The sequence below is a fragment of the Enterobacter sp. CRENT-193 genome, from assembly GCF_002787395.1.
GTDB lineage: Bacteria > Pseudomonadota > Gammaproteobacteria > Enterobacterales > Enterobacteriaceae > Enterobacter > Enterobacter hormaechei_C.
On the sequence record NZ_CP024812.1, the window covers coordinates 3,027,905 to 3,051,190 of the forward strand.

Annotated in this window: 23 protein-coding genes; 19 read left to right on the top strand and 4 right to left on the bottom strand. The window is 54.1% G+C overall.

Going from position 1 to position 23,286, the window contains the following annotated elements; genetic code table 11:
• Nucleotides 1-44: 44 nt before the first annotated feature.
• The gene (gene pspF, locus CU081_RS15140) at nucleotides 45-1,037 is read right to left on the bottom strand and encodes a phage shock protein operon transcriptional activator (RefSeq protein WP_160858845.1); all 993 of its coding nucleotides are present in this window, start codon (nucleotides 1,035-1,037) and stop codon (nucleotides 45-47) included.
• 151 nt (nucleotides 1,038-1,188) lie between these two features.
• On the opposite strand from pspF, the gene pspA reads away from it, so the two are divergent.
• From pspA to CU081_RS15215, 15 genes are all read left to right on the top strand, one after another.
• Nucleotides 1,189-1,857 (top strand): phage shock protein PspA, encoded by a 669-nt coding sequence (gene pspA / locus CU081_RS15145; protein WP_022651342.1) that lies wholly within the window; start codon nucleotides 1,189-1,191, stop codon nucleotides 1,855-1,857.
• A gap of 49 nt (nucleotides 1,858-1,906) precedes the next feature.
• Nucleotides 1,907-2,131, top strand: coding sequence for an envelope stress response membrane protein PspB (gene pspB / locus CU081_RS15150; protein ID WP_003856853.1), 225 nt, complete (start codon nucleotides 1,907-1,909; stop codon nucleotides 2,129-2,131).
• Complete coding sequence (gene pspC, locus CU081_RS15155; protein ID WP_003856855.1) at nucleotides 2,131-2,490, top strand: envelope stress response membrane protein PspC; 360 nt, start codon at nucleotides 2,131-2,133, stop codon at nucleotides 2,488-2,490. Before pspB ends, pspC begins: the two co-directional genes overlap by 1 nt.
• A 12-nt stretch (nucleotides 2,491-2,502) precedes the next feature.
• Complete coding sequence (pspD, locus tag CU081_RS15160; protein ID WP_003856857.1) at nucleotides 2,503-2,727, top strand: phage shock protein PspD; 225 nt, start codon at nucleotides 2,503-2,505, stop codon at nucleotides 2,725-2,727.
• Between the two features lie 195 nt (nucleotides 2,728-2,922).
• Nucleotides 2,923-4,620, top strand: a complete 1,698-nt coding sequence (locus CU081_RS15165) for a sugar phosphorylase (RefSeq protein ID WP_039268919.1) — start codon at nucleotides 2,923-2,925, stop codon at nucleotides 4,618-4,620.
• Nucleotides 4,621-4,633: 13 nt separating this feature from the next.
• Nucleotides 4,634-5,926, top strand: coding sequence for an ABC transporter substrate-binding protein (locus CU081_RS15170; protein ID WP_003856860.1), 1,293 nt, complete (start codon nucleotides 4,634-4,636; stop codon nucleotides 5,924-5,926).
• 21 nt (nucleotides 5,927-5,947) lie between these two features.
• Entirely contained in the window at nucleotides 5,948-6,829 is an 882-nt protein-coding gene (locus CU081_RS15175) for a carbohydrate ABC transporter permease (RefSeq protein ID WP_003856862.1), read from the top strand.
• On the top strand, nucleotides 6,816-7,658 hold the full coding sequence (locus CU081_RS15180; RefSeq protein WP_003856865.1) for a carbohydrate ABC transporter permease: 843 nt from the start codon (nucleotides 6,816-6,818) through the stop codon (nucleotides 7,656-7,658). Before CU081_RS15175 ends, CU081_RS15180 begins: the two co-directional genes overlap by 14 nt.
• A 28-nt stretch (nucleotides 7,659-7,686) precedes the next feature.
• Nucleotides 7,687-8,739 (top strand): zinc-dependent alcohol dehydrogenase, encoded by a 1,053-nt coding sequence (locus tag CU081_RS15185; protein WP_003856866.1) that lies wholly within the window; start codon nucleotides 7,687-7,689, stop codon nucleotides 8,737-8,739.
• Between the two features lie 16 nt (nucleotides 8,740-8,755).
• Complete coding sequence (locus CU081_RS15190; RefSeq protein ID WP_003856868.1) at nucleotides 8,756-9,544, top strand: sugar phosphate isomerase/epimerase family protein; 789 nt, start codon at nucleotides 8,756-8,758, stop codon at nucleotides 9,542-9,544.
• A gap of 11 nt (nucleotides 9,545-9,555) precedes the next feature.
• Nucleotides 9,556-10,614 (top strand): Gfo/Idh/MocA family protein, encoded by a 1,059-nt coding sequence (locus CU081_RS15195; RefSeq protein ID WP_086527957.1) that lies wholly within the window; start codon nucleotides 9,556-9,558, stop codon nucleotides 10,612-10,614.
• Nucleotides 10,608-12,887: a glycoside hydrolase family 65 protein gene (locus CU081_RS15200; protein WP_003856872.1), complete on the top strand. Its 2,280-nt coding sequence runs from the start codon at nucleotides 10,608-10,610 to the stop codon at nucleotides 12,885-12,887. Before CU081_RS15195 ends, CU081_RS15200 begins: the two co-directional genes overlap by 7 nt.
• Entirely contained in the window at nucleotides 12,877-13,542 is a 666-nt protein-coding gene (gene pgmB, locus CU081_RS15205; RefSeq protein WP_039268918.1) for a beta-phosphoglucomutase, read from the top strand. The genes CU081_RS15200 and pgmB overlap by 11 nt, the downstream gene beginning before the upstream one ends.
• A 13-nt stretch (nucleotides 13,543-13,555) precedes the next feature.
• Nucleotides 13,556-14,638, top strand: a complete 1,083-nt coding sequence (locus CU081_RS15210) for an ABC transporter ATP-binding protein (protein ID WP_003856876.1) — start codon at nucleotides 13,556-13,558, stop codon at nucleotides 14,636-14,638.
• Between the two features lie 63 nt (nucleotides 14,639-14,701).
• Nucleotides 14,702-15,616: an OmpG family monomeric porin gene (locus tag CU081_RS15215; RefSeq protein ID WP_003856878.1), complete on the top strand. Its 915-nt coding sequence runs from the start codon at nucleotides 14,702-14,704 to the stop codon at nucleotides 15,614-15,616.
• Nucleotides 15,617-15,649: 33 nt separating this feature from the next.
• Here the strand turns inward: CU081_RS15215 and CU081_RS15220 are convergent, their stop codons facing one another.
• The gene (locus CU081_RS15220) at nucleotides 15,650-16,660 is read right to left on the bottom strand and encodes a LacI family DNA-binding transcriptional regulator (protein ID WP_003856881.1); all 1,011 of its coding nucleotides are present in this window, start codon (nucleotides 16,658-16,660) and stop codon (nucleotides 15,650-15,652) included.
• A gap of 155 nt (nucleotides 16,661-16,815) precedes the next feature.
• Between CU081_RS15220 and CU081_RS15225 the strand changes: the two genes are divergently transcribed.
• From CU081_RS15225 to tyrR, 3 genes are all read left to right on the top strand, one after another.
• Nucleotides 16,816-18,213 (top strand): YcjX family protein, encoded by a 1,398-nt coding sequence (locus CU081_RS15225; protein ID WP_003856882.1) that lies wholly within the window; start codon nucleotides 16,816-16,818, stop codon nucleotides 18,211-18,213.
• Entirely contained in the window at nucleotides 18,210-19,262 is a 1,053-nt protein-coding gene (locus CU081_RS15230; protein WP_022651340.1) for a YcjF family protein, read from the top strand. The genes CU081_RS15225 and CU081_RS15230 overlap by 4 nt, the downstream gene beginning before the upstream one ends.
• Nucleotides 19,263-19,373: 111 nt before the next feature.
• Nucleotides 19,374-20,915 (top strand): transcriptional regulator TyrR, encoded by a 1,542-nt coding sequence (gene tyrR, locus CU081_RS15235; RefSeq protein WP_003856887.1) that lies wholly within the window; start codon nucleotides 19,374-19,376, stop codon nucleotides 20,913-20,915.
• A gap of 34 nt (nucleotides 20,916-20,949) precedes the next feature.
• Here the strand turns inward: tyrR and tpx are convergent, their stop codons facing one another.
• Nucleotides 20,950-21,456 (bottom strand): thiol peroxidase, encoded by a 507-nt coding sequence (gene tpx / locus CU081_RS15240; protein ID WP_003856889.1) that lies wholly within the window; start codon nucleotides 21,454-21,456, stop codon nucleotides 20,950-20,952.
• Nucleotides 21,457-21,562: 106 nt separating this feature from the next.
• On the opposite strand from tpx, the gene ycjG reads away from it, so the two are divergent.
• Nucleotides 21,563-22,528 carry an L-Ala-D/L-Glu epimerase gene (gene ycjG, locus CU081_RS15245; RefSeq protein WP_022651339.1) on the top strand — a complete coding sequence of 322 codons (966 nt, stop codon included), beginning with the start codon at nucleotides 21,563-21,565 and terminating at the stop codon, nucleotides 22,526-22,528.
• Here the strand turns inward: ycjG and mpaA are convergent.
• Nucleotides 22,519-23,232 (bottom strand): murein tripeptide amidase MpaA, encoded by a 714-nt coding sequence (gene mpaA / locus CU081_RS15250; protein ID WP_022651338.1) that lies wholly within the window; start codon nucleotides 23,230-23,232, stop codon nucleotides 22,519-22,521. The genes ycjG and mpaA overlap by 10 nt on opposite strands.
• Nucleotides 23,233-23,286 lie beyond the last annotated feature (54 nt).

A 23,286-nucleotide genomic window follows, 5' to 3' on the forward strand; every position in this document is an offset into this window, starting at 1 on the left:
TACGCCTGCTTCGTAAAAATGTCTGGGGGTAAGTGCTGATAATGTCAGCGCATTTGATGTTTTTTGAGCAATGCCCTTAACTGATGGTAGGTCAGGCCCAGCAGTTCAGCCGCCCGTTTCTGATTATATTTCGCCTCTTTCAGGCTCTGCTCGAGCAAGTTTTTTTCCTGCTGATGCTGGAACTGGCGTAAATCGAGCGGCAACGCCGGATCCTGCTGGCGCGTCGCCGGAGCCGGGGGCTGTTTATCCTCGCGACGAAACGGATCGAGAATAATGTTGTCCAGTTCGGTCTCGCTGCTGCCATGCCGGTAAACGGACCGTTCCACCACGTTTTTCAGTTCACGAATATTGCCCGGCCAGTGGTAACCGAGCAGGGTCCCGGTGGCCCGTTCGCTGAAGCCCGGAAAGAGCGGCAGACCCAGTTCCCGGCACATCTGAATGGCAAATTGATCGGCTAGCAGCATGATATCGCTGCGCCGCTCCCGCAGCGGCGGCAGCTGAACGACATCGAAAGCCAGCCTGTCCAGCAGGTCGGCGCGGAATTTGTCTTCTGCCACCATCGCGGGCAGGTCGGCGTTAGTAGCGCACACTAGGCGAACGTTAACCTGGAGCGGCTGACTGCCGCCAACGCGTTCCAGTTCGCCATACTCAATGACGCGCAGCAGCTTTTCCTGCACCAGCATCGGCGCGGTCGCCAGCTCGTCGAGAAAGAGCGTTCCGCCATCGGCGCGCTCAAAGCGTCCGGGATGGCGTTTTTGTGCGCCGGTAAAGGCGCCAGCTTCATGACCAAACAGCTCGGTGTCGAGCAGATTTTCATTCAACGCCGCGCAGTTAAGGGAAATAAAAGGGCCGTCCCAGCGGCCAGACAGAAAGTGCAGGCGGTTAGCGATAAGTTCTTTACCCGTTCCGCGCTCACCGATAATCAGCACCGGTTTATTCAGCGGCGCGAGGCGCGAAACCTGTTCAAGCACTTCCAGGAAGCTGTTGGCTTCGCCAAGCAAATTATCTTTATATTCAGCCATGATGAAATTAACCACTCCTTAGTGATATTCACCAGGTGAGAATAGCCGCTGGATGGATAAATATCAATCACATTGAGTAAAATCAATAAGATAAAAAGTTGGCATGGGATTTGTATTATCTGTTCAGCAGGGCATCGCCCGATAACAGAACTATGAGGATTGAATTATGGGTATTTTTTCTCGTTTTGCCGACATCGTGAACGCCAACATCAACTCGCTGCTGGAGAAAGCGGAAGATCCGCAGAAGCTGGTGCGCCTGATGATTCAGGAGATGGAAGACACGCTGGTTGAAGTACGCTCCACCTCCGCCCGCGCGCTGGCAGAGAAAAAGCAGTTAACACGTCGTATCGAGCAGGCGACTGCCCAGCTTAACGAGTGGCAGGAAAAAGCGGAACTGGCGCTGCGTAAAGATAAAGAAGATCTGGCCCGCGCTGCGCTGATTGAGAAGCAGAAGCTGACCGACATGGTTGCCACGCTGGAACATGAAGTGACGCTGGTGGATGATACTCTGACGCGTATGAAGAAAGAGATTGGTGAGCTTGAAAACAAACTCAGCGAAACCCGTGCACGTCAACAGGCGCTGGCGCTGCGCCACCAGGCTGCAAGCTCGTCCCGCGACGTGCGTCGCCAGCTGGACAGCGGCAAACTGGATGAAGCAATGGCGCGTTTCGAATCGTTTGAACGTCGTATCGACCACATGGAAGCGGAAGCCGAAAGCCACAGCATCGGTAAGCAGAAAACCCTGGATCAGCAGTTTGCTGACCTGAAGGCCGATGATGAAATTAGCGAGCAACTGGCTGCGCTGAAAGCCAAAATGAAACAAGACAACCAATAATAATTCCTGCGGCACCTGAGCGTGCCGCATCGTTAGACAAGGAGTACACATGAGCGCGCTTTTTCTGGCTATACCCCTGACCATTTTCGTGCTGTTTGTTCTGCCCATATGGTTATGGCTGCACTACAGCAACCGCTCTTCACGCGGTGAGCTGTCGCAGAGTGAACAACAGCGGCTGGCGCAGCTCTCTGCCGAGGCAAATAAAATGCGCGAACGTATTCAGGCGCTGGAAGCCATCCTGGACGCGGAACACCCAAACTGGAGGGAACGGTAATGGCTGGACTGAATCTGAATAAAAAACTGTGGCGGATCCCACAGCAGGGCATGGTTCGGGGCGTTTGCGCCGGGCTGGCGCACTATCTGGATGTCCCGGTAAAACTGGTGCGTGTGGTCACCGTATTGTCGATTTTCTTCGGTCTGGCCTTTATTACACTGGTGGCATACATCATTCTGTCGTTTGTACTCGATCCTATGCCGGAAGGTGAGCTGAATGCTGAGAACACGCCAACCAGCAGCGATCTCCTGAACGCGGTGGATGAACAGCTGAGCGCAGGGGAGAAGCGATTGCGCGAGATGGAACGTTATGTCACCTCCGATACCTTTACGCTGAGAAGTCGTTTTCGTCAGCTTTAAGAGAGAACTTACATGAAACAAAACTGGCAACAGGCCGGTCAGAAGGTAAAACCCGGCCTGAAAATCGCAGGTAAACTGGTTCTGATGACGGCGTTACGTTATGGCCCGGCCGGTGTGGCGGGTTGGGCGATCAAGTCTGTTGCCCGCAAGCCGGTCAGAATGATGCTGGCGGTCGCTCTGGAGCCGCTGTTACAGAAACTGGCAAAACGCGTTTCCCGGCGCTACTTGTCACGCTAGATCCTCCCGCATAAGCCCTTTCTCCCCCAGAGAAGGGGCATGACTTTCCTTTCTGCGTTTCTTCTGCTTTTCTGCTTTCTTTGCGGCAGCTCACAATAATGCGTTGCGCTGCGCTGAGAATGCTGCTTTCTGCCCCCGGGTCCGTTGACAGTTATTTTTCATGGGAGTAGATTGCCACTCCGTGGGACCGCTACCATGGAAAATAATGTGAACACAAAAATTAAAAAACTCATCAATCATATCTACGGTGAATCATTTTCAGATGCACACCTTAACGTGTTATTAACTAAGCTTGAAAAAGCGGCGACTAATATTACGGAAAAGCGTAAGTCAGGCTGGGATGAAAAAGACGTTGTGCTGATTACCTATGCCGATCAGTTCTCCACAAAAGGGGAGCAAGCGTTGCCGGTATTTACCCGGTTCTATAATGAATGGCTTTCTCGTACGTTTTCCCATGTCCATCTGTTACCTTTTTATCCGTGGTCTTCGGATGATGGATTTTCCGTTATTGATTATCACGAGGTTGCTCCTGAAACAGGAACCTGGCGAGATGTCGCGGAATTAAAACATTCAGCCAGCTTAATGTTTGACTTCGTTTGCAATCATATGTCAGCGAAAAGCGAATGGTTTGCTAATTATCTTACGCAGAAGCCGGGCTACGAAGATTTCTTTATTTCTGTCGACCCCGAAACCGATTTATCCGCGGTGACGCGTCCACGCGCATTACCGCTGCTGACGCCGTTCACGCTTCATGATGGCAGCGTTCGTCATCTGTGGACCACATTCAGCGATGACCAGATCGATCTCAATTTCGCCTCGCCGCAGGTGCTGATTGCCATGGTTGACGTTCTGCTCCATTACCTCATGGAAGGGGCGCGTTATATCCGTCTGGATGCGGTCGGGTTTATGTGGAAGATCCCGGGAACCACCTGTATCCATCTGGAACAAACCCATTGCCTTATCCAGCTGTTCCGCGCCATTACGGACGCTGTGGCGCCTGGAACGGTGATCATCACTGAGACAAATGTTCCCCACAAAGACAATGTCTCTTACTTCGGTGATGGTGAAAATGAAGCCCAGATGGTCTATCAGTTTTCCTTACCTCCGCTGGTGCTGCATGCTGTTCATCGTCAGGATGTTAAAGCCCTATGCCAGTGGGCGGGGTCACTGGCGCTGCCTACAACTCATACCACCTGGTTTAATTTCCTGGCCTCGCATGATGGTATCGGTTTGAACCCGTTACGCGGCATCCTTCCGGAATCAGAGATCCTCTCGCTGGTTGAAAAGCTTCAGCAGGAAGGCGCGCTGGTCAACTGGAAAAATAATCCTGACGGTACGCGAAGCCCCTATGAAATTAATGTCACCTATCTTGATGCGTTGAGTTTGCGAGACAGCTCAGATGATGAGCGCATTGCGCGGTTCATCCTGGCGCATGCTGTGTTGTTAAGTTTTCCTGGCGTACCGGCTGTATATATTCAAAGCATTCTCGGTTCGCGTAACGATTATGAAGGTGTCGAACGTCTTGGATATAACCGCGCAATAAACAGGAAGAAATACACCGCAGGTCAGGTTGATCTGGAACTCAATAATAAGAAGAGTATTCGTTATCAAATTTATTCTCGTTTGAGTGAGCTTATTGCTATTCGTCGCGGCGAGAGTGCGTTCCATCCGGATAGCCAGGCTATTTTTGACGCAATCGGCGAACATATTCTTAAAATTGTTCGTGTTGCTGAAAATGGCGAGCGAATGACAGCATTATTTAATTTTAGCAATAAAATGCAGACCATTTATGGACAAACGCTCTTTGGTAGGGAATTACTATCAGGACACGATATTAGCGGTACGGAACTGAACCTCAATCCATGGCAGGTAATGTGGATTAAAGAAAACTAAAAAGGACCCTAAAATGAAAATGCCCAAAATTGTGCTGTTATCAGCACTGGTTTCGTGCGCCCTGTTATCAGGCTGTAAGGACGATAAAGCATCTCAGGTCACAATTGAGTTTATGCACTCGTCGGTAGAACAGGAGCGTCAGGCAGTTATTACGAAACTGATCGAAAAATTCGAGAAAGAGAACCCGACTATTACGGTGAAACAGGTACCCGTTGAGGAAGATGCCTATAACACCAAGGTCATTACGTTGGCCCGTACCGGCGCGCTGCCGGAAGTGATTGAAGTCAGCCATGACTACGCCAAAGTCATGGATAAAGAGCAACTGCTGGACCGTGACGCGATCGGCAACGCGATTAAAGCCGTCGGTGAAGATACCTTTTATGACGGCATTTTACGCGTTGTTCGCACTGAAGACGGCAAGGCATGGACGGGGGTGCCGGTTAGCGCCTGGCTGTCCGGCGTCTGGTATCACAAAGATGCGCTCGCGGCAGCAGGAATCGAAGAACCGCACAACTGGGAGCAACTGCTGAAGGCCAGTCAGTCGCTCAACGATCCGGCGAAAAAACATTACGGTATCGCGCTGCCAACCGCAGAAAGCGTTATGACCGAGCAGGCTTTCTCGCAGTTTGCGTTGTCAGGCGGAGCCAACGTCTTTGATGCAAACGGCAACGTGAAAATCGATACCCCTGAAATGTCGAAAGCGCTGGCGTTTTATCGGGCACTGGCCGCGAACACCATGCCGGGCTCGAATGATGTTATGGAGATCAAAGACGCCTTCATGAACGGCTCTGCGCCGATGGCCGTTTATTCCACCTATATCCTGCCCGCGGTCTACAAAGATGGCAATCCGGCCAACCTGGGGTTCGTGGTCCCGACGGAAAAATCATCAGCCGTGTACGGCATGATCACCTCGTTGACTATCACGACCGGCCAGACCGAAGAGGAAACGCAGGCGGCAGAAAAATTTGTGACCTGGATGGAGCAGGCTCAAAACGCGTCTGACTGGGTGATGATGTCCCCTGGTGCGGCGCTGCCGGTGAACAAACTCGTGGTGGGCACTGAGAGCTGGAAAAACAACGACGTGATCAAAGCCTTTGGTCAACTGCCTTACGAGCTGATTGCGCAGTTCCCGAACGTCCAGGTATTTGGCGCCGTAGGCGACAAAAACTTTACCCGCATGGGAGATGTTACCGGGTCCGGCATTATCAGTTCCATGGTGCATAACGTAACGGTGGGACAAAAAGATCTCAATGCGACGTTAAGCAACAGCCAGAAGAAACTGACTGACCTGATCTCACAACGATAGGAGCGCTTTGCGAAGGGAATTATGAAGACGTTGTTTTCTGGTCGTTCAGATATGCCTTTCGCCATGCTGCTGTTGGCCCCCAGCCTGATTTTGCTGGGGGGCCTGGTGGCCTGGCCAATGATTTCCAACATTGAAATCAGTTTTTTACGTTTACCGCTGAACCCGCGTATTGATGCGGTGTTCGTCGGCCTGGATAACTACATTCGCATTCTGGGCGATGCTGCGTTCTGGCACTCCCTGTGGATGACGTTCTGGTATACGGCCCTGGTCGTGCTCGGCAGCACCGGGTTGGGACTGGCCGTAGCGATCTTCTTTAACCGTGAATTCCGCATGCGGAAAACGGCACGTTCACTGGTGATTCTGTCCTACGTGACGCCGTCTATTTCACTGGTATTTGCCTGGAAATACATGTTCAACAACGGCTACGGGATTGTGAACTACCTGGGCGTTGATCTGCTGCATCTCTACGATCAGGCGCCGCTGTGGTTCGATAATCCTGGCAGCAGTTTTGTCCTGGTTGTGCTGTTCGCCATCTGGCGTTACTTCCCGTACGCCTTTATCTCGTTCCTCGCAATTTTGCAGACCATTGATAAATCATTGTACGAAGCGGCAGAGATGGACGGGGCGAATGCCTGGCAGCGTTTTCGTATCGTGACGTTGCCCGCCATCATGCCGGTGCTGGCCACGGTGGTCACGCTGCGAACCATCTGGATGTTCTACATGTTTGCGGATGTGTATCTGCTCACCACCAAGGTCGACATTCTGGGCGTATATCTCTACAAAACCGCCTTTGCGTTCAATGACCTGGGTAAAGCAGCCGCCATTTCCGTTGTGCTGTTTGTGATCATCTTCGCGGTCATTCTGCTGACCAGAAAAAGGGTAAACCTCAATGGCAACAAATAAACGCGTTCTGGGCCGTATCGGTTTTTATCTGGGACTGGCGGTATTCCTGATTATCACGCTGTTTCCGTTTTTTGTAATGTTGATGACGTCATTCAAAAGCGCGAAAGAGGCGATCTCGCTGCACCCGACCATTCTGCCGCAGGAGTGGACGCTACAGCACTACATCGACATCTTTAACCCGCTGATTTTCCCGTTTGTGGATTACTTCCGTAACAGCATGGTGGTGTCGCTGACCTCCTCGGTCATTGCGGTGTTTCTCGGCACGCTGGGCGCATATGCGTTATCCAAACTGCGCTTTAAAGGGCGTACGACGATCAATGCGAGCTTCTACACCGTCTATATGTTCTCCGGGATCCTGCTGGTGGTGCCGCTGTTCAAAATCATCACCGCGCTCGGCATTTATGACACCGAACTGGCGCTGATCATCACCATGGTGACGCAGACGTTGCCTACCGCGGTCTTTATGCTGCGCAGCTATTTCGACACCATCCCGGACGAAATCGAAGAAGCCGCGATGATGGACGGCCTGAACCGCCTGCAAATCATCTTCCGCATCACCGTGCCGCTGGCGATCTCGGGTCTGGTGTCGGTCTTTGTCTACTGCTTCATGGTGGCGTGGAATGACTATCTGTTCGCCTCCATTTTCCTGTCCAGCGCCAGCAACTTCACGTTGCCGGTGGGGCTGAACACGCTCTTCAGTACGCCAGATTACATCTGGGGTCGCATGATGGCGGCATCGCTGGTAACGGCACTTCCGGTCGTCATTATGTATGCCCTGTCTGAACGTTTCATTAAAAGTGGTTTGACCGCCGGCGGCGTGAAGGGCTGAGGCGGCCGATATTAACAAGGAGTCAGTCATGAAAAAATTAGTTGCGACAGCGCCTCGTGTAGCGGCGCTGGTGGAATACGAAGATCGTCCTGTTGCAGCACATGAGGTGAAGATTCGTGCCCGTTATGGTGCCCCGAAACACGGCACCGAAGTCGTGGATTTCCGCGCGGCAAGCCCGTTCATCGATGAAGAGTTCAACGCTGAGTGGCAGATGTTTACCCCGCGTGAAAAAGGTGCAGCGCGCGGCATCGAATTTGGTAAATTCCAGCTGGGGAACATGATCGTCGGCGACATTATCGAATGTGGTGCGGACGTGACGGAATACCAGATCGGCGACAGCGTCTGCTGCTACGGCCCGTTGCAGGAAACGGTCATCGTAAACGCGGTGAACAACTATAAGCTGCGCAAAATGCCGCAGGGCGCATCCTGGAAAAACGCCGTTTGCTACGATCCGGCGCAGTTCGCCATGAGCGGCGTGCGTGATGCTAACGTCCGCGTAGGGGATTTCGTCGTGGTTGTGGGGCTGGGCGCGATTGGCCAGATTGCGATTCAGCTGGCGAAAAAAGCCGGCGCGTCAGTGGTTATTGGTGTCGATCCTATCGAACATCGCTGTGAGATCGCCCGCCGTCACGGTGCAGACCACTGCCTGAACCCAATCGGTACCGATGTCGGTCTGGAAATTAAGAAACTGACCGGCAAGCAGGGCGCCGATGTGATCATCGAAACCAGCGGATTTGCAGATGCGCTGCAATCTGCGCTGCGCGGTCTCGCCTACGGTGGAACGATCTCCTACGTGGCTTTCGCCAAGCCGTTTGCGGCAGGCTTCAACCTTGGTCGCGAAGCACACTTCAATAACGCCAAAATTGTCTTCTCCCGCGCATGCAGTGAACCCAACCCGGATTATCCGCGCTGGAGCCGCAAGCGTATTGAAGAGACCTGCTGGGAATTGCTGATGAACGGTTATCTCAATTGCGAAGATCTGATCGACCCGGTCGTCACCTTCACCACCAGCCCGGAAAGCTATATGAAGTATGTCGATCAGCACCCGGAACTCAGTATCAAAATGGGCGTCACTTTTTAAGCTAAGGACAGCAATCATGAAAATCGCAACACAAAACCAGGCCTTTTTCCCGACCGCTATCATGGAAAAATTCGAATACATCAAAGCGATGGGATTTGATGGCTACGAAATTGATGGCCGACTGCTGGTGGAAAACCTCGACGAAGTAAAAGCGGCTATCAAAGCCACCGGCCTGCCGGTCACGACGGCCTGTGGCGGATACGATGGCTGGATCGGGGATTTCATTGAAGAACGCCGCCTGAACGGTCTACAGCAGATTGAACGCATTCTGGAAGCGCTGGCAGAAGTGGGCGGAAAAGGGATTATCGTTCCGGCTGCCTGGGGGATGTTTACCTTCCGTCTGCCGCCAATGACTTCGCCACGTAGTCTGGACGGCGATCGCAAAGCGGTCAGCGCTTCCCTGCGCTGGCTGGATGAGGTGGCAGCGCGCACCGGTACTACCGTCTACCTGGAGCCGCTGAACCGCTATCAGGATCATATGATCAACACTCTGGCCGACGCGCGTCGTTATATCGAAGAGAACGGCCTGAAGCACGTGCAGATCATCGGTGATTTCTACCACATGAATATTGAAGAAGACTCCCTGACGGAAGCGCTGCATCAGAACCGCGACCTGCTGGGTCATGTGCACATTGCTGATAATCACCGCTATCAGCCGGGCAGCGGCAGCCTCGATTTCGCCAGCCTGTTCGATCAGCTGCGTGCCGATAATTATCAGGGTTACGTCGTGTACGAGTGCCGGGTGCGTGCCGACGATCCGGCTCAGGCCTATAAGGACTCTCTCACTTACTTGCGTGAATGCTAAGGATGACGAGCGTGATGAGTGCTTCTACACCTTTGCCTCTGCGCGTCGCCATCATTGGCGCCGGGCAGGTTGCAGACAAAGTGCATGCCTCGTATTACGCCACGCGCAGTGATGTTCAAATGGTGGCTGTCATGGACAGCCGCCTTGAGCAGGCACAGGCGTTCGCGGAACGTTATGCTATTCCATCGGCATGGCAGGACGCTCACGAGATGTTGCAGGAAGTAAAACCGGATTTGGTGAGCGTCTGTTCGCCTAACCGGTTCCATTTTGAACATGTGATGGCGGCTCTCGAAGCAGGTTGTCATGTGATGTGTGAAAAGCCGCCGGCGATGACGCCGCACCAGGCGGATGAGATGCGTCTCGCGGCGCGCAAGGCCGGAAAAGTCCTCGCGTACGATTTTCACCATCGCTTTGCGCTGGATACCCAGCTCCTGCGCGATGCGGTAATGAACGGAACGCTCGGTGAAATTTACTTCACCTCCGCGCAGGCGCTGCGTCGTTGCGGTGTGCCGGGGTGGGGCGTTTTCACCAATAAATCGCTCCAGGGCGGCGGGCCGCTGATCGATATCGGCATTCACATGCTGGATGCCGCGATGTATGTGCTGGGTTTCCCGCCCGTGAAGCGGGTAACCGCGCACAGCTTCCAGAGACTGGGGAACCGTAAACACACCGGCCAGTTTGGCGAATGGGATCCTGCGCAGTTTACCGTGGAGGATGCCCTGTTTGGCACGATTGAGTTTTGCAACGGTGGCATTCTGCGTCTGGACACCTCTTTTGCGCTTAATATCCGCGAGCAGTCGATCATGAACGTCTCTTTCTGCGGTGAGAAGGCGGGTGCAACGCTGTTCCCGGCACACATTTATAACGACGAAGCCGGAGTTTTACAGACGCTGACCCAGCGGGAAGAGGCTGACGGTCGCCGACATCTGCGCAGTATGGACGCGTTTGTTCGCCACGTAATGGGCGAGCCGGTCATGATTGCCGATGCGGAGCAGGGGCTGGTGATCCAGCAATTAGTCGCGGCGTTATATGAAGCCGCGGAAACAGGGGAAAGCGTGACGTTATGCTGAACCAGTCTGTATTAACCGATCCGGGCTTTTGCCCGCATAGCCTGAATAAGTACGCGTCCATTATGGCCTGCGGCAATGGCTACATGGGCATTCGCGCCACGCATGAAGAAGATTACACCCAGCAGACCAGAGGCATGTATCTCGCGGGGCTGTATCATCGTGCGGGACGCAACGAAACCACAGAGCTGATCAATCTGCCGGATGTCACCGGGGTTGAAGTTGAGCTGGACGGCGTCAATTTCACGCTCCTTTCAGGCGAAATTCTTGAGTGGCAACGCGAGCTGGCCTTTGCTAACGGCGAACTGCATCGTAACGTTGTCTGGCGTTCGCCGGACGGAAAACGCTATCGCCTCGAGAGCCGTCGTTTTGTTTCGCTGGACCAGTTGCCCTTAGTAGCAATGCAGCTCTCGATTACACCGCTTGATGGCGCCGCTCAGGCCGTGCTGAAAACCGGCATAGATGCGACACAGACGAACAGCGGCAGGCAGCATCTGGATGAAATCTCGGTCAGGGTTTTTGACCAGCACTACATGCAGGGTGTGTATGAAACGCAGGACCGGGCGTCTGAAGTTGTTGTTTCGGCGTTTTGTCAGCTCTCCGCTCAGAGCGACAGCTGCTTCACCGCCAAAAATCGTCGCCTCAGCGTTCATCATTCTCTGACTATCTTGCAAGGTGACACTGTCACGCTTGAGAAGATCGTCTGGCTGACCCATCGCAGCGATAAAGCGCTCTCACAGGAGTCTTTCGCCCGCAACGCGCTGGCCGATCTCAAAGTCTGCGCGGCAAGAGGCTACGATGCGTTGCTTGAGAGCTCAGCGTACGCCTGGAAAGCGGTATGGCGTGACGCTCGGGTGGAAGTGACTTGTGCAGAACAGCAGGATCAGCTTGCGCTGGATTATGCCGTCTGGCACCTGACGACAATGACGCCAGCCCATAGCGAAAGAAGCAGCATTGCCGCGAAAGGGCTGACGGGGGAAGGGTACAAAGGGCACGTCTTCTGGGATACCGAAATTTTCCTGTTGCCGTTCCATCTGTTTACCCGTCCACAGATTGCCCGCAGCCTGCTGCGCTATCGCTGGCTGAATCTTTCTGGCGCGCGTGAAAAAGCACGCCGTAACGGTTGGCCGGGCGCGTTGTTCCCGTGGGAAAGCGCCGCCAGCGGAGAGGAAGAGACGCCAGAATTCGCAGCCATTAACATCCGCACCGGGGTTCGCCAGAAGGTCGCCTCCGCACTCGCTGAACACCACATCGTGGCTGATATTGCCTGGGCCGTTGTCGCTTACTGGCAGGCAACACACGACGATGCCTTTATGCGCAATGAGGGTCTGACGCTGCTGATGGAAACCGCTTCGTTCTGGATGGGACGCGCGACGGAAATTAATGGTCGTCTTGAGATCCATGACGTGATCGGACCGGATGAATACACCGAGCATGTCAACAACAACGCTTACACCAACTATCTGGCCTGGCACAACGTGGCCTGCGCGCGTCAGTTTATGGCGAAATTTGGGCGTGAAGATGCGCGTTTTACGGAGAATGCCGGTAAGTTCCTGGCGCGCCTGTGGCTGCCAGAGGCCGACGCAGAGGGTGTGATCCCGCAGGATGATACCTTCATGGCAAAACCTGCCATCGATCTGAGCCGCTATAAAGCCAAAGCGGGTAAGCAAACCATTCTGCTTGATTACTCTCGCGCGGAAGTGAACGAGATGCAGATCCTGAAGCAGGCCGACGTGGTGATGCTTAACTACCTGCTGCCGGAACGGTTTACGCCGCAGCAATGTGCCGCCAATCTGGCGTTCTACGAGCCACGCACGATCCATGATTCATCCCTGAGTAAAGCCATTCACGGCATTGTGCTCGCACGCTGCGGTGACACCGAGGGGGCGTATGCCTTCTGGCGCGATGGGATTGCCATCGACCTGGGGGACGACCCGCACAGCAGTGATGACGGTATTCATGCCGCCGCCACCGGTGCGATCTGGTTGGGCGCCATTCAGGGATTTGCTGGCCTGCACATTAGCGAAGGGGAGCTGCATCTTGCGCCGAAGCTGCCTGCTCACTGGCAGAAACTCGCCTTCCCGCTGCGGTGGCGGGGCGCAACAATGCACATTACCTGTGAAGATGACCAGTTAACCATTGAAACCACCGCACCTGTCACGTTGACGCTGTGGGGTAAAACGCTGCATGTTTCAGGGCGAAAGGTCTGTGAGCGTAAGGACTTTCTTGTACCTGTTAATGGGACCGCTACCACGGAGGGGCGCCATGACGCTTAACGCTGTTGTATTCGATCTGGACGGGGTGATCACCGATACCGCGCATCTTCACTTTCTGGCCTGGCGCGCCGTGGCGGAGGAGATTGGTATCACCTTCGACGAAGTATTTAACGAACAGCTGAAGGGAATAAGCCGTATGGACTCCCTCCAGCGCATTCTGATACATGGCGGGAAAGAGGGGATGTTCAGTGACGAGCAGCGCCTGGCGCTGGCGACGAAAAAAAACGCGCTTTACGTCCAGTCGCTGGCATCACTGACGCAGGATTCGCTGCTGCCGGGTATTCGCGACGTGCTGGCGGATATTCGCGCCGCGAAGGTCAAAATTGGCCTGGCATCCGTATCGCTTAATGTTCCTGGGATTTTGCACGCGTTGGGTATTCATCAGGCTTTCGATTTTTGCGCCGATGCTTCGCGTATTAGCCGCTCAAAGCCGGACCCGGAAATCTTCCTTGCGGCCTGTAAAGGACTGAACGTGCGTCCTGAAGAGGCCATTGGTATCGAAGATGCCGCCGCAGGGGTAGATGCGATCAACGACGCAGGAATGCTGTCGGTCGGGATTGGGCCTGGCCTGAACCATGCGGGATTACAACTTCATTCAACGCAGGAACTGACCTGGGAACGCCTGACGGCGTTCTGGGCATCCCGGGCGTATTGATAAGGAATTAATAATGGCTCAACTGTCTCTGAAACACATTCAGAAAATTTATGATAACCAGGTCCACGTGGTGAAGGATTTCAACCTCGAAATTGAAGACAAAGAATTTATCGTCTTCGTCGGTCCATCGGGTTGTGGGAAATCCACGACGCTGCGAATGATTGCCGGCCTCGAGGAGATCAGCGCGGGTGAACTGATTATTGACGGGGTTTGCATGAATGATGTTCCCGCCAAGTCCCGTGATATCGCGATGGTCTTCCAGAACTATGCGCTCTATCCGCATATGACGGTCTACGACAACATGGCGTTTGGCCTGAAAATGCAAAAAATTGCGCCCTCCGTCATTGAAGAACGCGTTACCTGGGCGGCACAGATCCTGGGCTTGCGCGATTATCTCCAGCGTAAACCTGGCGCGTTGTCCGGCGGTCAGCGTCAGCGCGTGGCGTTAGGCAGGGCGATAGTGCGCGAAGCGGGGGTGTTCCTGATGGATGAGCCCTTATCCAACCTCGATGCCAAACTTCGTGTGCAGATGCGCGCTGAAATCAGCAAGCTGCATCAGAAGCTTAATACCACCATGATTTACGTGACGCACGATCAGACGGAAGCCATGACGATGGCGACCCGCATCGTGATTTTAAAGGACGGCATCATTCAGCAGGTGGGCGCGCCGAAGCAGGTCTACAACGAGCCGGCGAATATGTTCGTTGCAGGATTTATTGGCTCACCGGCGATGAACTTCATTCGTGGCGCAATCGACGACCGCTATTTTGTGACGGAAACGCTGCGTCTGGAGATCCCGGAGGACAAGCTGGCCGTACTGAATGCGCAAGGTTACCAGCGTAAAGCGGTTGTCTTTGGGATCCGTCCGGAAGATATTCTCACCGTACAGCGAAGCGGCGAAAACATCACGGCGAAGATCAGCGTTGCTGAGCTGACCGGGGCTGAATTTATGCTTTATGCCACCGTGGGTGGGCATGAACTGGTTGTCCGTGCGGGAGCGGCGGATGATTACGTTGCCGGAGATAATATCGGCATCCAGTTCGACATGAATAAGTGCCATTTCTTCGATGCTGATACTGAAACAGCTATTAGATAAGAAAGGTGTTCGCCGGAAATGAAAGTTTCGGTTTTTGTATGTTAATTATAAAGGAATATTTTAATGAGTACTCTACTAAGAAGTGCTGCGCTCGTCCTGTGCGCAGGGGTGAGCTGCGCGCAAGCAACTGAATCAGCCAAACAGTGGGAATTTAATATTGGCGCCATGTATGAAATTGAAAACGTCGAAGGTCAGGCCGACGATAAAGATGGATTATATGAACCCTCCGTGTGGTTTAATGCCACTTGGGATGCATGGACCATTTCGCTGGCTATGTATCAGGAAGGGCCGGTTGATTACAGTAGCATGACGCGCGGCACCTATTTCGATCGTCCCGAAGTAGAATTACGCTATCGTATTATTGGTACCGATGATTTCACGCTGGGACTGACGGGTGGTTTCCGTAATTACAGCTATCATTTCAAAGATGAGGATGGCGCGAAAGCGGGCAGCGCAAATATGCAGCGCTATAAAATTCAACCGGACTGGGATGTAAAATTAACCGATGACTGGCGTTTTGGCGGATGGTTTGCCATGTACCAGTTTGCGAATGACCTGGCAAAAACCGGTTATTCTGACAGCCGTGTTGAAACGGAAACCGGTTTTACCTGGACAATTAACGAAACCGTCTCTGCAAAAGTTAATTACTATTTAGAGCGGGGTTTCAATATGGACAGTTCACGTAATAACGGTGAATTCTCCACTCAGGAAATCCGTGCGTATATGCCTGTTTCATTAGGACAGACAACCCTGACGCCGTATACTCGTCTTGGGCTTGACCGCTGGACAAACTGGGACTGGCAGGACGATCCGACACGTGAAGGGCATGATTTCAATCGTCTGGGATTGCTCTATGCTTATGACTTTGCGAATGGCCTTTCCATGACGCTGGAATATGCCTACGAATGGGAAAACCATGACGAAGGTAAAAACGATCGCTTCCACTATGCGGGGATCGGCGTGAATTACGCGTTTTGATAACACTTCACCAGGGGCGTTTGCCCCTGGTTTTTAGCGTAATGAAGCCGCATCTGAAAAATGCGTTTCAACCAATACCTTATGCGGGGCAGGTTTACCCGCAATGCACCTGAACAACAAATCGCAGCTCTCTTCGCCCAGCTTTCTTGTGGGGATATCAAAACCGCCTGGTGCAGGGGTTAAAATGAGAGATAGCATCGGGTCGCTGTATCCTGCCATTGCGACCTGTTCCGGGATCGTCAGATTTAGCTCATCCGCGGCACGATAAAGACTTAGCAATTTCATGCTGTCCGTCGCAAAAACTGCATCAGGCGGGTTGTCTGATGAGAGTAGCTGACAGGCCGCCTGAAGCGCGCTTTCATGGGTATATCCGCCATCAATAACCCAGTCCGGATTAATCGCAATACCGTGCTTCTCAAGGCTCGATTTATAGCCCGCCAGGCGATCGATAGAAACGTGATAATCGAGCGGGGCATGCAGGCAGGCAATTTTAGTGCGACCATGTTTGATAAATGAGTCGGTTAATATGGCGCTGTCGTGGAAATTATCCGTGTCGACAGAATAGATATTCTGGTAATTGCCTTCCACTTTACCAATAACGACCACGGGCACACCGTATTCGTCCAGCGTCGCGAAAAAAGACTCGTTCGCCGGCGAGCTTAGCATGATGATCCCTTTGATCATCTTCTGCTTTATTTTACCCACGCATTTTTGCAGATCATCTTCGCTGCTTTTGGACGTTTGTAAAATAACATCAAAACCTTCTTCTTCTGCTTTTGCCGTTATGGCATGCAGTACATCAGAGAAAAACGGATTCCCTGCGGTGGTTTTGGTTGAACGGGTCGAAATAACCATAATGGCGTCGAAGCCAGAAGAGGTGAGTGCGCGGGCAAGTTTATTCGGTTGATAATTTAATTCTTCTATCGCCTTCAACACCTTTTCGCGCGCTTCAGGAGAAATATTCGTTTGTTTATTCAGAACGCGCGACACGGTTGATTTCGAAACGCCAGCAACGCGGGCAATATCATAGATGGTGGGTGACATACACCTTACTCACTCCAGACGGACAGCAATTGCGCCCATCTTACTGGAGAGAAAACGGCAATAGCAATAATTAAGAATTGATAATCAACGATCTGCCCCAATTTACTGTATTCTGAAGTGACTTTTTTCAGGGTTCCAGGCAATGAAGGACGGCGATGAAGCGACTTAAAAACGAATTCAATTCTCTGGTGAACCGTGGCGTTGATCGCCATTTGCGTCTTGCCGTGACGGGGCTGAGCCGCAGCGGTAAGACAGCATTCATTACGGCGATGGTCAATCAGCTGTTGAACCTGCATGCAGGGGCGCGCCTGCCACTGCTTAGCGCAGTGCGCGAGGAGCGGTTGCTGGGGGTGAAACGCGTACCGCAACGTGATTTTGGCATCCCCCGTTTCACCTATGATGAAGGTCTGGCGCAGTTATACGGGGAACCTCCCGCCTGGCCCACCCCGACGCGTGGCGTGAGCGAAATCCGTCTTGCGCTGCGTTTCCGCTCGAATGAATCCCTGATGCGTCACTTCAAAGAAACGTCCACGCTCTATCTCGAAATTGTGGATTATCCGGGAGAATGGCTGCTCGATTTACCGATGCTGGCGCAGGATTACCTGAACTGGTCCCGACAGATGACCGGTTTGTTGCAGGGGCAGCGGGCAGAGTGGTCGACCAAATGGCGCCAGCTTTGCGAAGGGCTGGACCCGCTGGCGCCGGCGGATGAAAACCGTCTGGCCGTCATAGCCGAAGCCTGGACGGATTACCTGCATCAGTGCAAGCAGGAGGGGTTGCATTTCATTCAGCCGGGCCGCTTCGTTCTGCCGGGTGATTTAGCCGGTGCTCCCGCGCTACAGTTTTTCCCGTGGCCGGACGTTGACAGCATCGGCGAATCGAAACTGGCGCAGGCGGACAAGACCACCAACGCCGGTATGCTCCGCGAGCGATACAATTATTACTGTGAGAAGGTGGTTAAGGGCTTTTATAAAAATCACTTTTTACGCTTTGACCGCCAGATCGTGCTGGTGGACTGCCTGCAACCGCTCAACAGCGGGCCGCAGGCGTTCAATGATATGCGGCTGGCGCTGACGCAGCTGATGCAAAGCTTTCATTATGGCCAGCGTACGCTGTTTCGCCGTTTGTTCTCGCCGGTCATCGACAAGCTGCTGTTTGTCGCCACAAAAGCTGACCATGTGACGGTCGATCAGCACGCCAACATGGTATCCCTGCTGCAACAGCTGGTGCAGGATGCCTGGCAGAATGCGGCCTTCGAAGGGATCAGCATGGACTGTCTGGGGCTGGCGTCCGTACAGGCTACGCAGAGTGGGTTGATTGACCTGAATGGCGAGAAAATTCCGGCCCTGCGGGGCAACCGTCTCAGCGACGGTGAGCCGCTCACGGTCTATCCGGGGGAAGTTCCGGCGCGTCTGCCGGGCCAGGCTTTCTGGCAAAGCCAGGGTTTTCAGTTCGAAGCCTTCCGTCCGCAGAGCATGAACGTTGATCAGCCATTGCCGCATATCCGTCTGGATGCTGCGCTGGAGTTTTTAATTGGAGATAAATTGCGATGACGGAACCGTTAAAACCTCGCATTGATTTTACCGGCCAGCTTGAGCAGACGCCCCATGAGGCGTTTAAAACGGCGCAAACCTTCAGCGGCCCGCAGGCTGACAACTTTGCTCCCGTGCTGGCAGACGAGCCGATGGTTGAAGAGGGGCAGGCGGAAGCGGTGGTTGATGCGGCACTGCGCCCGAAACGCAGCCTGTGGCGTAAGATGGTGACCGCCGGGTTAGCCCTTTTTGGTGTGAGCGTAATCGGCCAGGGCGTGCAGTGGGGCGTCAATGCCTGGCAAACGCAGGACTGGGTGGCGCTGGGGGGATGCGCCGCCGGGGCGTTGATTGTTGGTGCGGGCGTTGGCTCAGTCGTCAGCGAGTGGCGTCGCCTCTGGCGTTTGCGTCAGCGTGCCCACGAACGCGATGAAGCGCGGGATCTGCTGCACAGTCACGGCACAGGAAAAGGGCGTGCTTTTTGTGAAAAGCTTGCGGCTCAGGCCGGGATAGATCACTCTCACCCGGCGCTTCAGCGCTGGTATGCGGCGATCCACGAAACCCAGAATGACCAGGAAGTGGTCACGCTCTATGCGCACATTGTTCAGCCGGTACTGGATGCGCAGGCTCGTGGTGAGATCAGCCGTTCGGCGGCGGAATCTACCCTGATGATCGCCGTCAGTCCGCTGGCAATGGTGGACATGGCCTTTATCGCCTGGCGCAACCTGCGTCTGATCAACCGCATCGCCAGGCTGTACGGCATTGAGCTTGGCTATTACAGCCGACTGCGCCTGTTCAAACTGGTGTTGCTGAATATCGCCTTCGCCGGGGCAAGCGAACTGGTACGGGAGGTCGGGATGGACTGGATGTCGCAGGATCTTGCGGCGCGTCTCTCTGCCCGGGCGGCGCAGGGGATTGGTGCCGGTCTGCTGACGGCACGCCTGGGTATCAAAGCGATGGAGGTTTGTCGTCCACTCCCCTGGATCGATGGCGATAAGCCGCGGCTGGGGGATTTCCGTCGCGAATTGATTGGCCAGCTTAAAGAGACGCTCAATAAAAAACCTGCTCAGTGAGGTTTTGTTTACTAATCGTGCGGGCTGTCAATATTTGTTGACAGCCACCTTCCCGAACACCGTGATCTGACATATCATTTTACTGTTATTGGCTTAAACGGTGAATTTCCCATGCGTCTGGAAGTCTTTTGTGAGGACCGTCTCGGTCTGACCCGCGAGTTACTCGATCTTCTTGTTTTACGTAGCATTGATTTACGTGGCATAGAGATCGACCCTGTCGGGCGAATTTACCTCAATTTTGCCGAAATTGAATTTAATACCTTCAGTAGCCTGATGGCGGAAATCCGCCGTATCGCTGGCGTTACGGATGTACGTACCATCCCCTGGATGCCGTCCGAGCGGGAACATCTTGCGCTGAGCGCGCTGCTGGAAGCAATGCCGGAGCCGTTTCTCTCTCTCGATCTGAAAAATAAAGTCGAGCGCGTTAACCAGGCCAGCTGCCAGCTGTTTGCGCAGACTCAGGAAAAACTTATCGGGCACCACGCCACGCAACTGATCACCGGTTTTAATTTCCAGCGCTGGCTGGACAGCAACCCGCAAAATACCCATAGCGAGCATGTCGTCATCAACGGACAGAATTTCCTGATGGAGATCACGCCGGTCTACCTGAAAGGGGAAAATGCCGCGCGGGTGCTGACCGGCGCAGTGATCATGCTGCGCTCCACGGTGCGAATGGGGCGTCAGTTACAGAACCTTTCCAGCCAGGACGTCGGCGCATTCAGCCAGATTATTGCGGTGAGCCCGAAGATGCGTCATGTGATCGACCAGGCGCGCAAGCTGGCAAATCTTACGGCGCCGCTGCTGATTACCGGGGATACCGGTACGGGGAAAGATCTGCTGGCGCATGCTGTGCACATGGCCAGCCCGCGTGCGGCAAAACCGTATCTGGCGCTGAACTGCGCCTCTATTCCTGAAGATGCCGTTGAAAGTGAGCTGTTCGGGCATGCGCCGGAAGGTAAAAAAGGCTTCTTTGAACAGGCGAATGGCGGCTCGGTGCTGCTGGACGAGATTGGCGAAATGTCGCCACGCATGCAGGCGAAACTGCTGCGTTTCCTCAATGACGGCACGTTCCGCCGCGTGGGGGAAGATCATGAAGTTCACGTGGACGTGCGCGTCATCTGCGCCACCCAGAAAAACCTGGTGGAGCTGGTGCAGAAAGGGGTATTCCGCGAAGATCTCTACTATCGTCTCAACGTTCTGACGCTCAATATTCCGCCGCTGCGCGATTGCCCACAGGACATCATGCCGTTGACAGAACTGTTCGTGGCCCGTTTTGCCGATGAGCAGGGCGTGCCGCGTCCGAAGCTCTCTGCCGACCTGGGCACCGTGCTGACGCGTTACGGCTGGCCGGGCAATATTCGTCAGCTTAAAAATGCGGTCTATCGCGCATTAACTCAGCTTGAAGGGTACGAACTGCGCCCTCAGGATATTCTGTTGCCGGATTACGATGCCGGGACGGTCTCGGTAGGCGAAGAGGCAATGGAAGGCTCGCTGGATGACATCACCAGCCGTTTCGAGCGTTCGGTGTTAACGCAGCTATATCGCAGCTATCCGAGCACGCGCAAGCTGGCTAAACGTCTTGGGGTGTCACATACCGCGATTGCGAATAAGTTGCGCGAGTATGGGTTAAATCAGAAGAAGGGTGACGAATAAATAAAAAAGCCTCTTTGCAGAGGCTTTTTTACGTTTAGGCTTTAAGCGCCTCAAGTGCAGCGGTGTAATCCGGTTCGGTAGTGATTTCGTTGACCAGCTCACTGAAAACAACGTTGTCGTTTTCGTCGATCACCAGCACCGCTCGAGCAGCCAGACCCTTCAGCGCGCCTTCGGAAATGGCAACACCGTATTTCTCCAGGAAATCCGGGCTGCGCAGAGTGGAAAGGGTGATGACGTTGCTCAGGCCTTCAGCGCCGCAGAAGCGGGACTGGGCAAACGGCAGGTCAGCAGAAATGCACAGCACTACGGTGTTGTCCATTTCGGTCGCCAGCTGGTTGAATTTACGCACTGATGCAGCGCAAACGCCAGTATCGATGCTTGGGAAAATGTTCAGGACTTTACGTTTGCCAGCAAACTGGCTCAGCGTGACGTCAGACAGATCTTTAGCCACCAGAGTAAAAGGCTGCGCTTTGCTGCCAGACTGTGGGATGGAACCTGCAACAGCAACCGGGTTGCCCTGGAAATGAACGAGTTGTGACATAGATATCTTCCTGTTTACAAATAGTTAACGTCGTGGCTAGTGTATGTCATCCGCAGTTAGCACGGCAAACCAATTTTCTGCCTTTCCGGCCTGCAAGGAGTCAGTGATGAGAAGCGTTAAGGTCTATGAAGAAGCCTGGCCATTGCACACCCCGTTTGTGATCTCGCGCGGCAGCCGTAATGAGGCCTGCGTGGTCGTGGTTGAATGTGAAGAGGACGGCGTAAAAGGCGTCGGGGAATGTACCCCTTATCCTCGCTACGGAGAAAGCCTGGCGTCAGTCATGGCGCAAATTATGACGGTAGTGCCCGAGTTGCAGGCGGGCCTGACGCGTGAGGCTCTTCAGCTTCGGTTGCCGGCCGGCGCGGCACGCAACGCGATTGACTGCGCACTCTGGAGTCTGGAAGCGGCGAAACAACAAAAACCGCTGCCTGCGCTGCTGGACGTTGCGCTGCCGCAATCGATCGTCACCGCGCAAACGGTGGTCATCGGTGAACCAGAGCAAATGGCCGCCAGCGCTCAGGCGTTGTATGCCACCGGTGCAACATTATTAAAGGTGAAGCTCGACGATCGTCTGATTAGCGAACGCATGGTCGCCATTCGTGCGGCGGTGCCTGATGCCACTCTTATCGTCGATGCGAACGAATCATGGCACAGCGAAGGGCTGGCAGCCCGTTGTCAGCTGCTTGCCGATCTGGGCGTTGCCATGCTGGAGCAACCCCTCCCGGCAGAAGACGATGCCGCGCTGGCGAATTTTATTCATCCGCTTCCCGTCTGTGCAGACGAAAGCTGTCATACCCGTGAGAGCCTGTCAGCCCTCAAGGGACGTTACGAAATGGTGAACATTAAGCTGGATAAAACAGGTGGATTAACCGAGGCTCTGGCTCTGGCACAAGATGCGCAGGCGCAAGGCTTTGCTCTGATGCTGGGCTGTATGTTGTGTACGTCCAGAGCGATCGGCGCTGCGCTCCCGCTGGTGAACAGCGTGCGCTTTGCCGATCTGGACGGCCCAACCTGGCTGGCGGTTGACGTCTCACCCGCGCTGAATTTTACCTCCGGCGTACTTCATCTTTGAGGCTGCCAGCGCAGGAGATCTGTCATCGCCCGCAGGTATTTTTCGCTCGCTTCATCCGAGGAGATGGGCGGAAACTCTGCGGTGATACAGTGAAGGCTGAGGTCTGCGCACCAGCTGCCAAACGACCCGGGTGTTTCATAGCCAACGCTGCTCACCAGAGGTAGAGCAAACGCATCCGCCAGCCACTGCCCGAGCGCCGTATGACGAGGATCTTCAATACAGGCGAGGGGATCGTGGAAAGAGACAACCCAGGCCGGGTGGATCTTATGAATAAGCTGGCACAGCGCCTGAGTCTCCGGTTCGGAACCGGGTTTGTCTCCTGTGAGCAGGACCACATCTCGCTCCTGCGCCGAACTGTTCCAGCGATACACCGTTTCACCGGCGCGCCAGTTTGCCGCCGGGAAGTTCCTGTTCAGGTCAACGCCGCGTGCATTCGCCCGTAATCCAAGCTGACAACCGTCCGGGTTGACGGACAAAATCACATGATGACGTCGTAAATCGGGGGCCAGCGTACGTAGCGCGCACGAGAGCGTCACGACAGACGAGTTTTCATCGCCATGCGTGCCTGCAATGATTAAGCCGCTATTGCGATCGGCCTTGGGGGCCGGAAACCAGATCAGCGGCGCGCCTAAAAATGAGCGTCCATAATGTTCAGTTCCTGGCGGGAAGGCACCGCGTTCCGTTCTTGGTCGGGTAGTTGCCATAGTAAACCCTGATGATAAAGTCACTTCTGGCAGTGTTGTGCAAAAGCCGCGCTT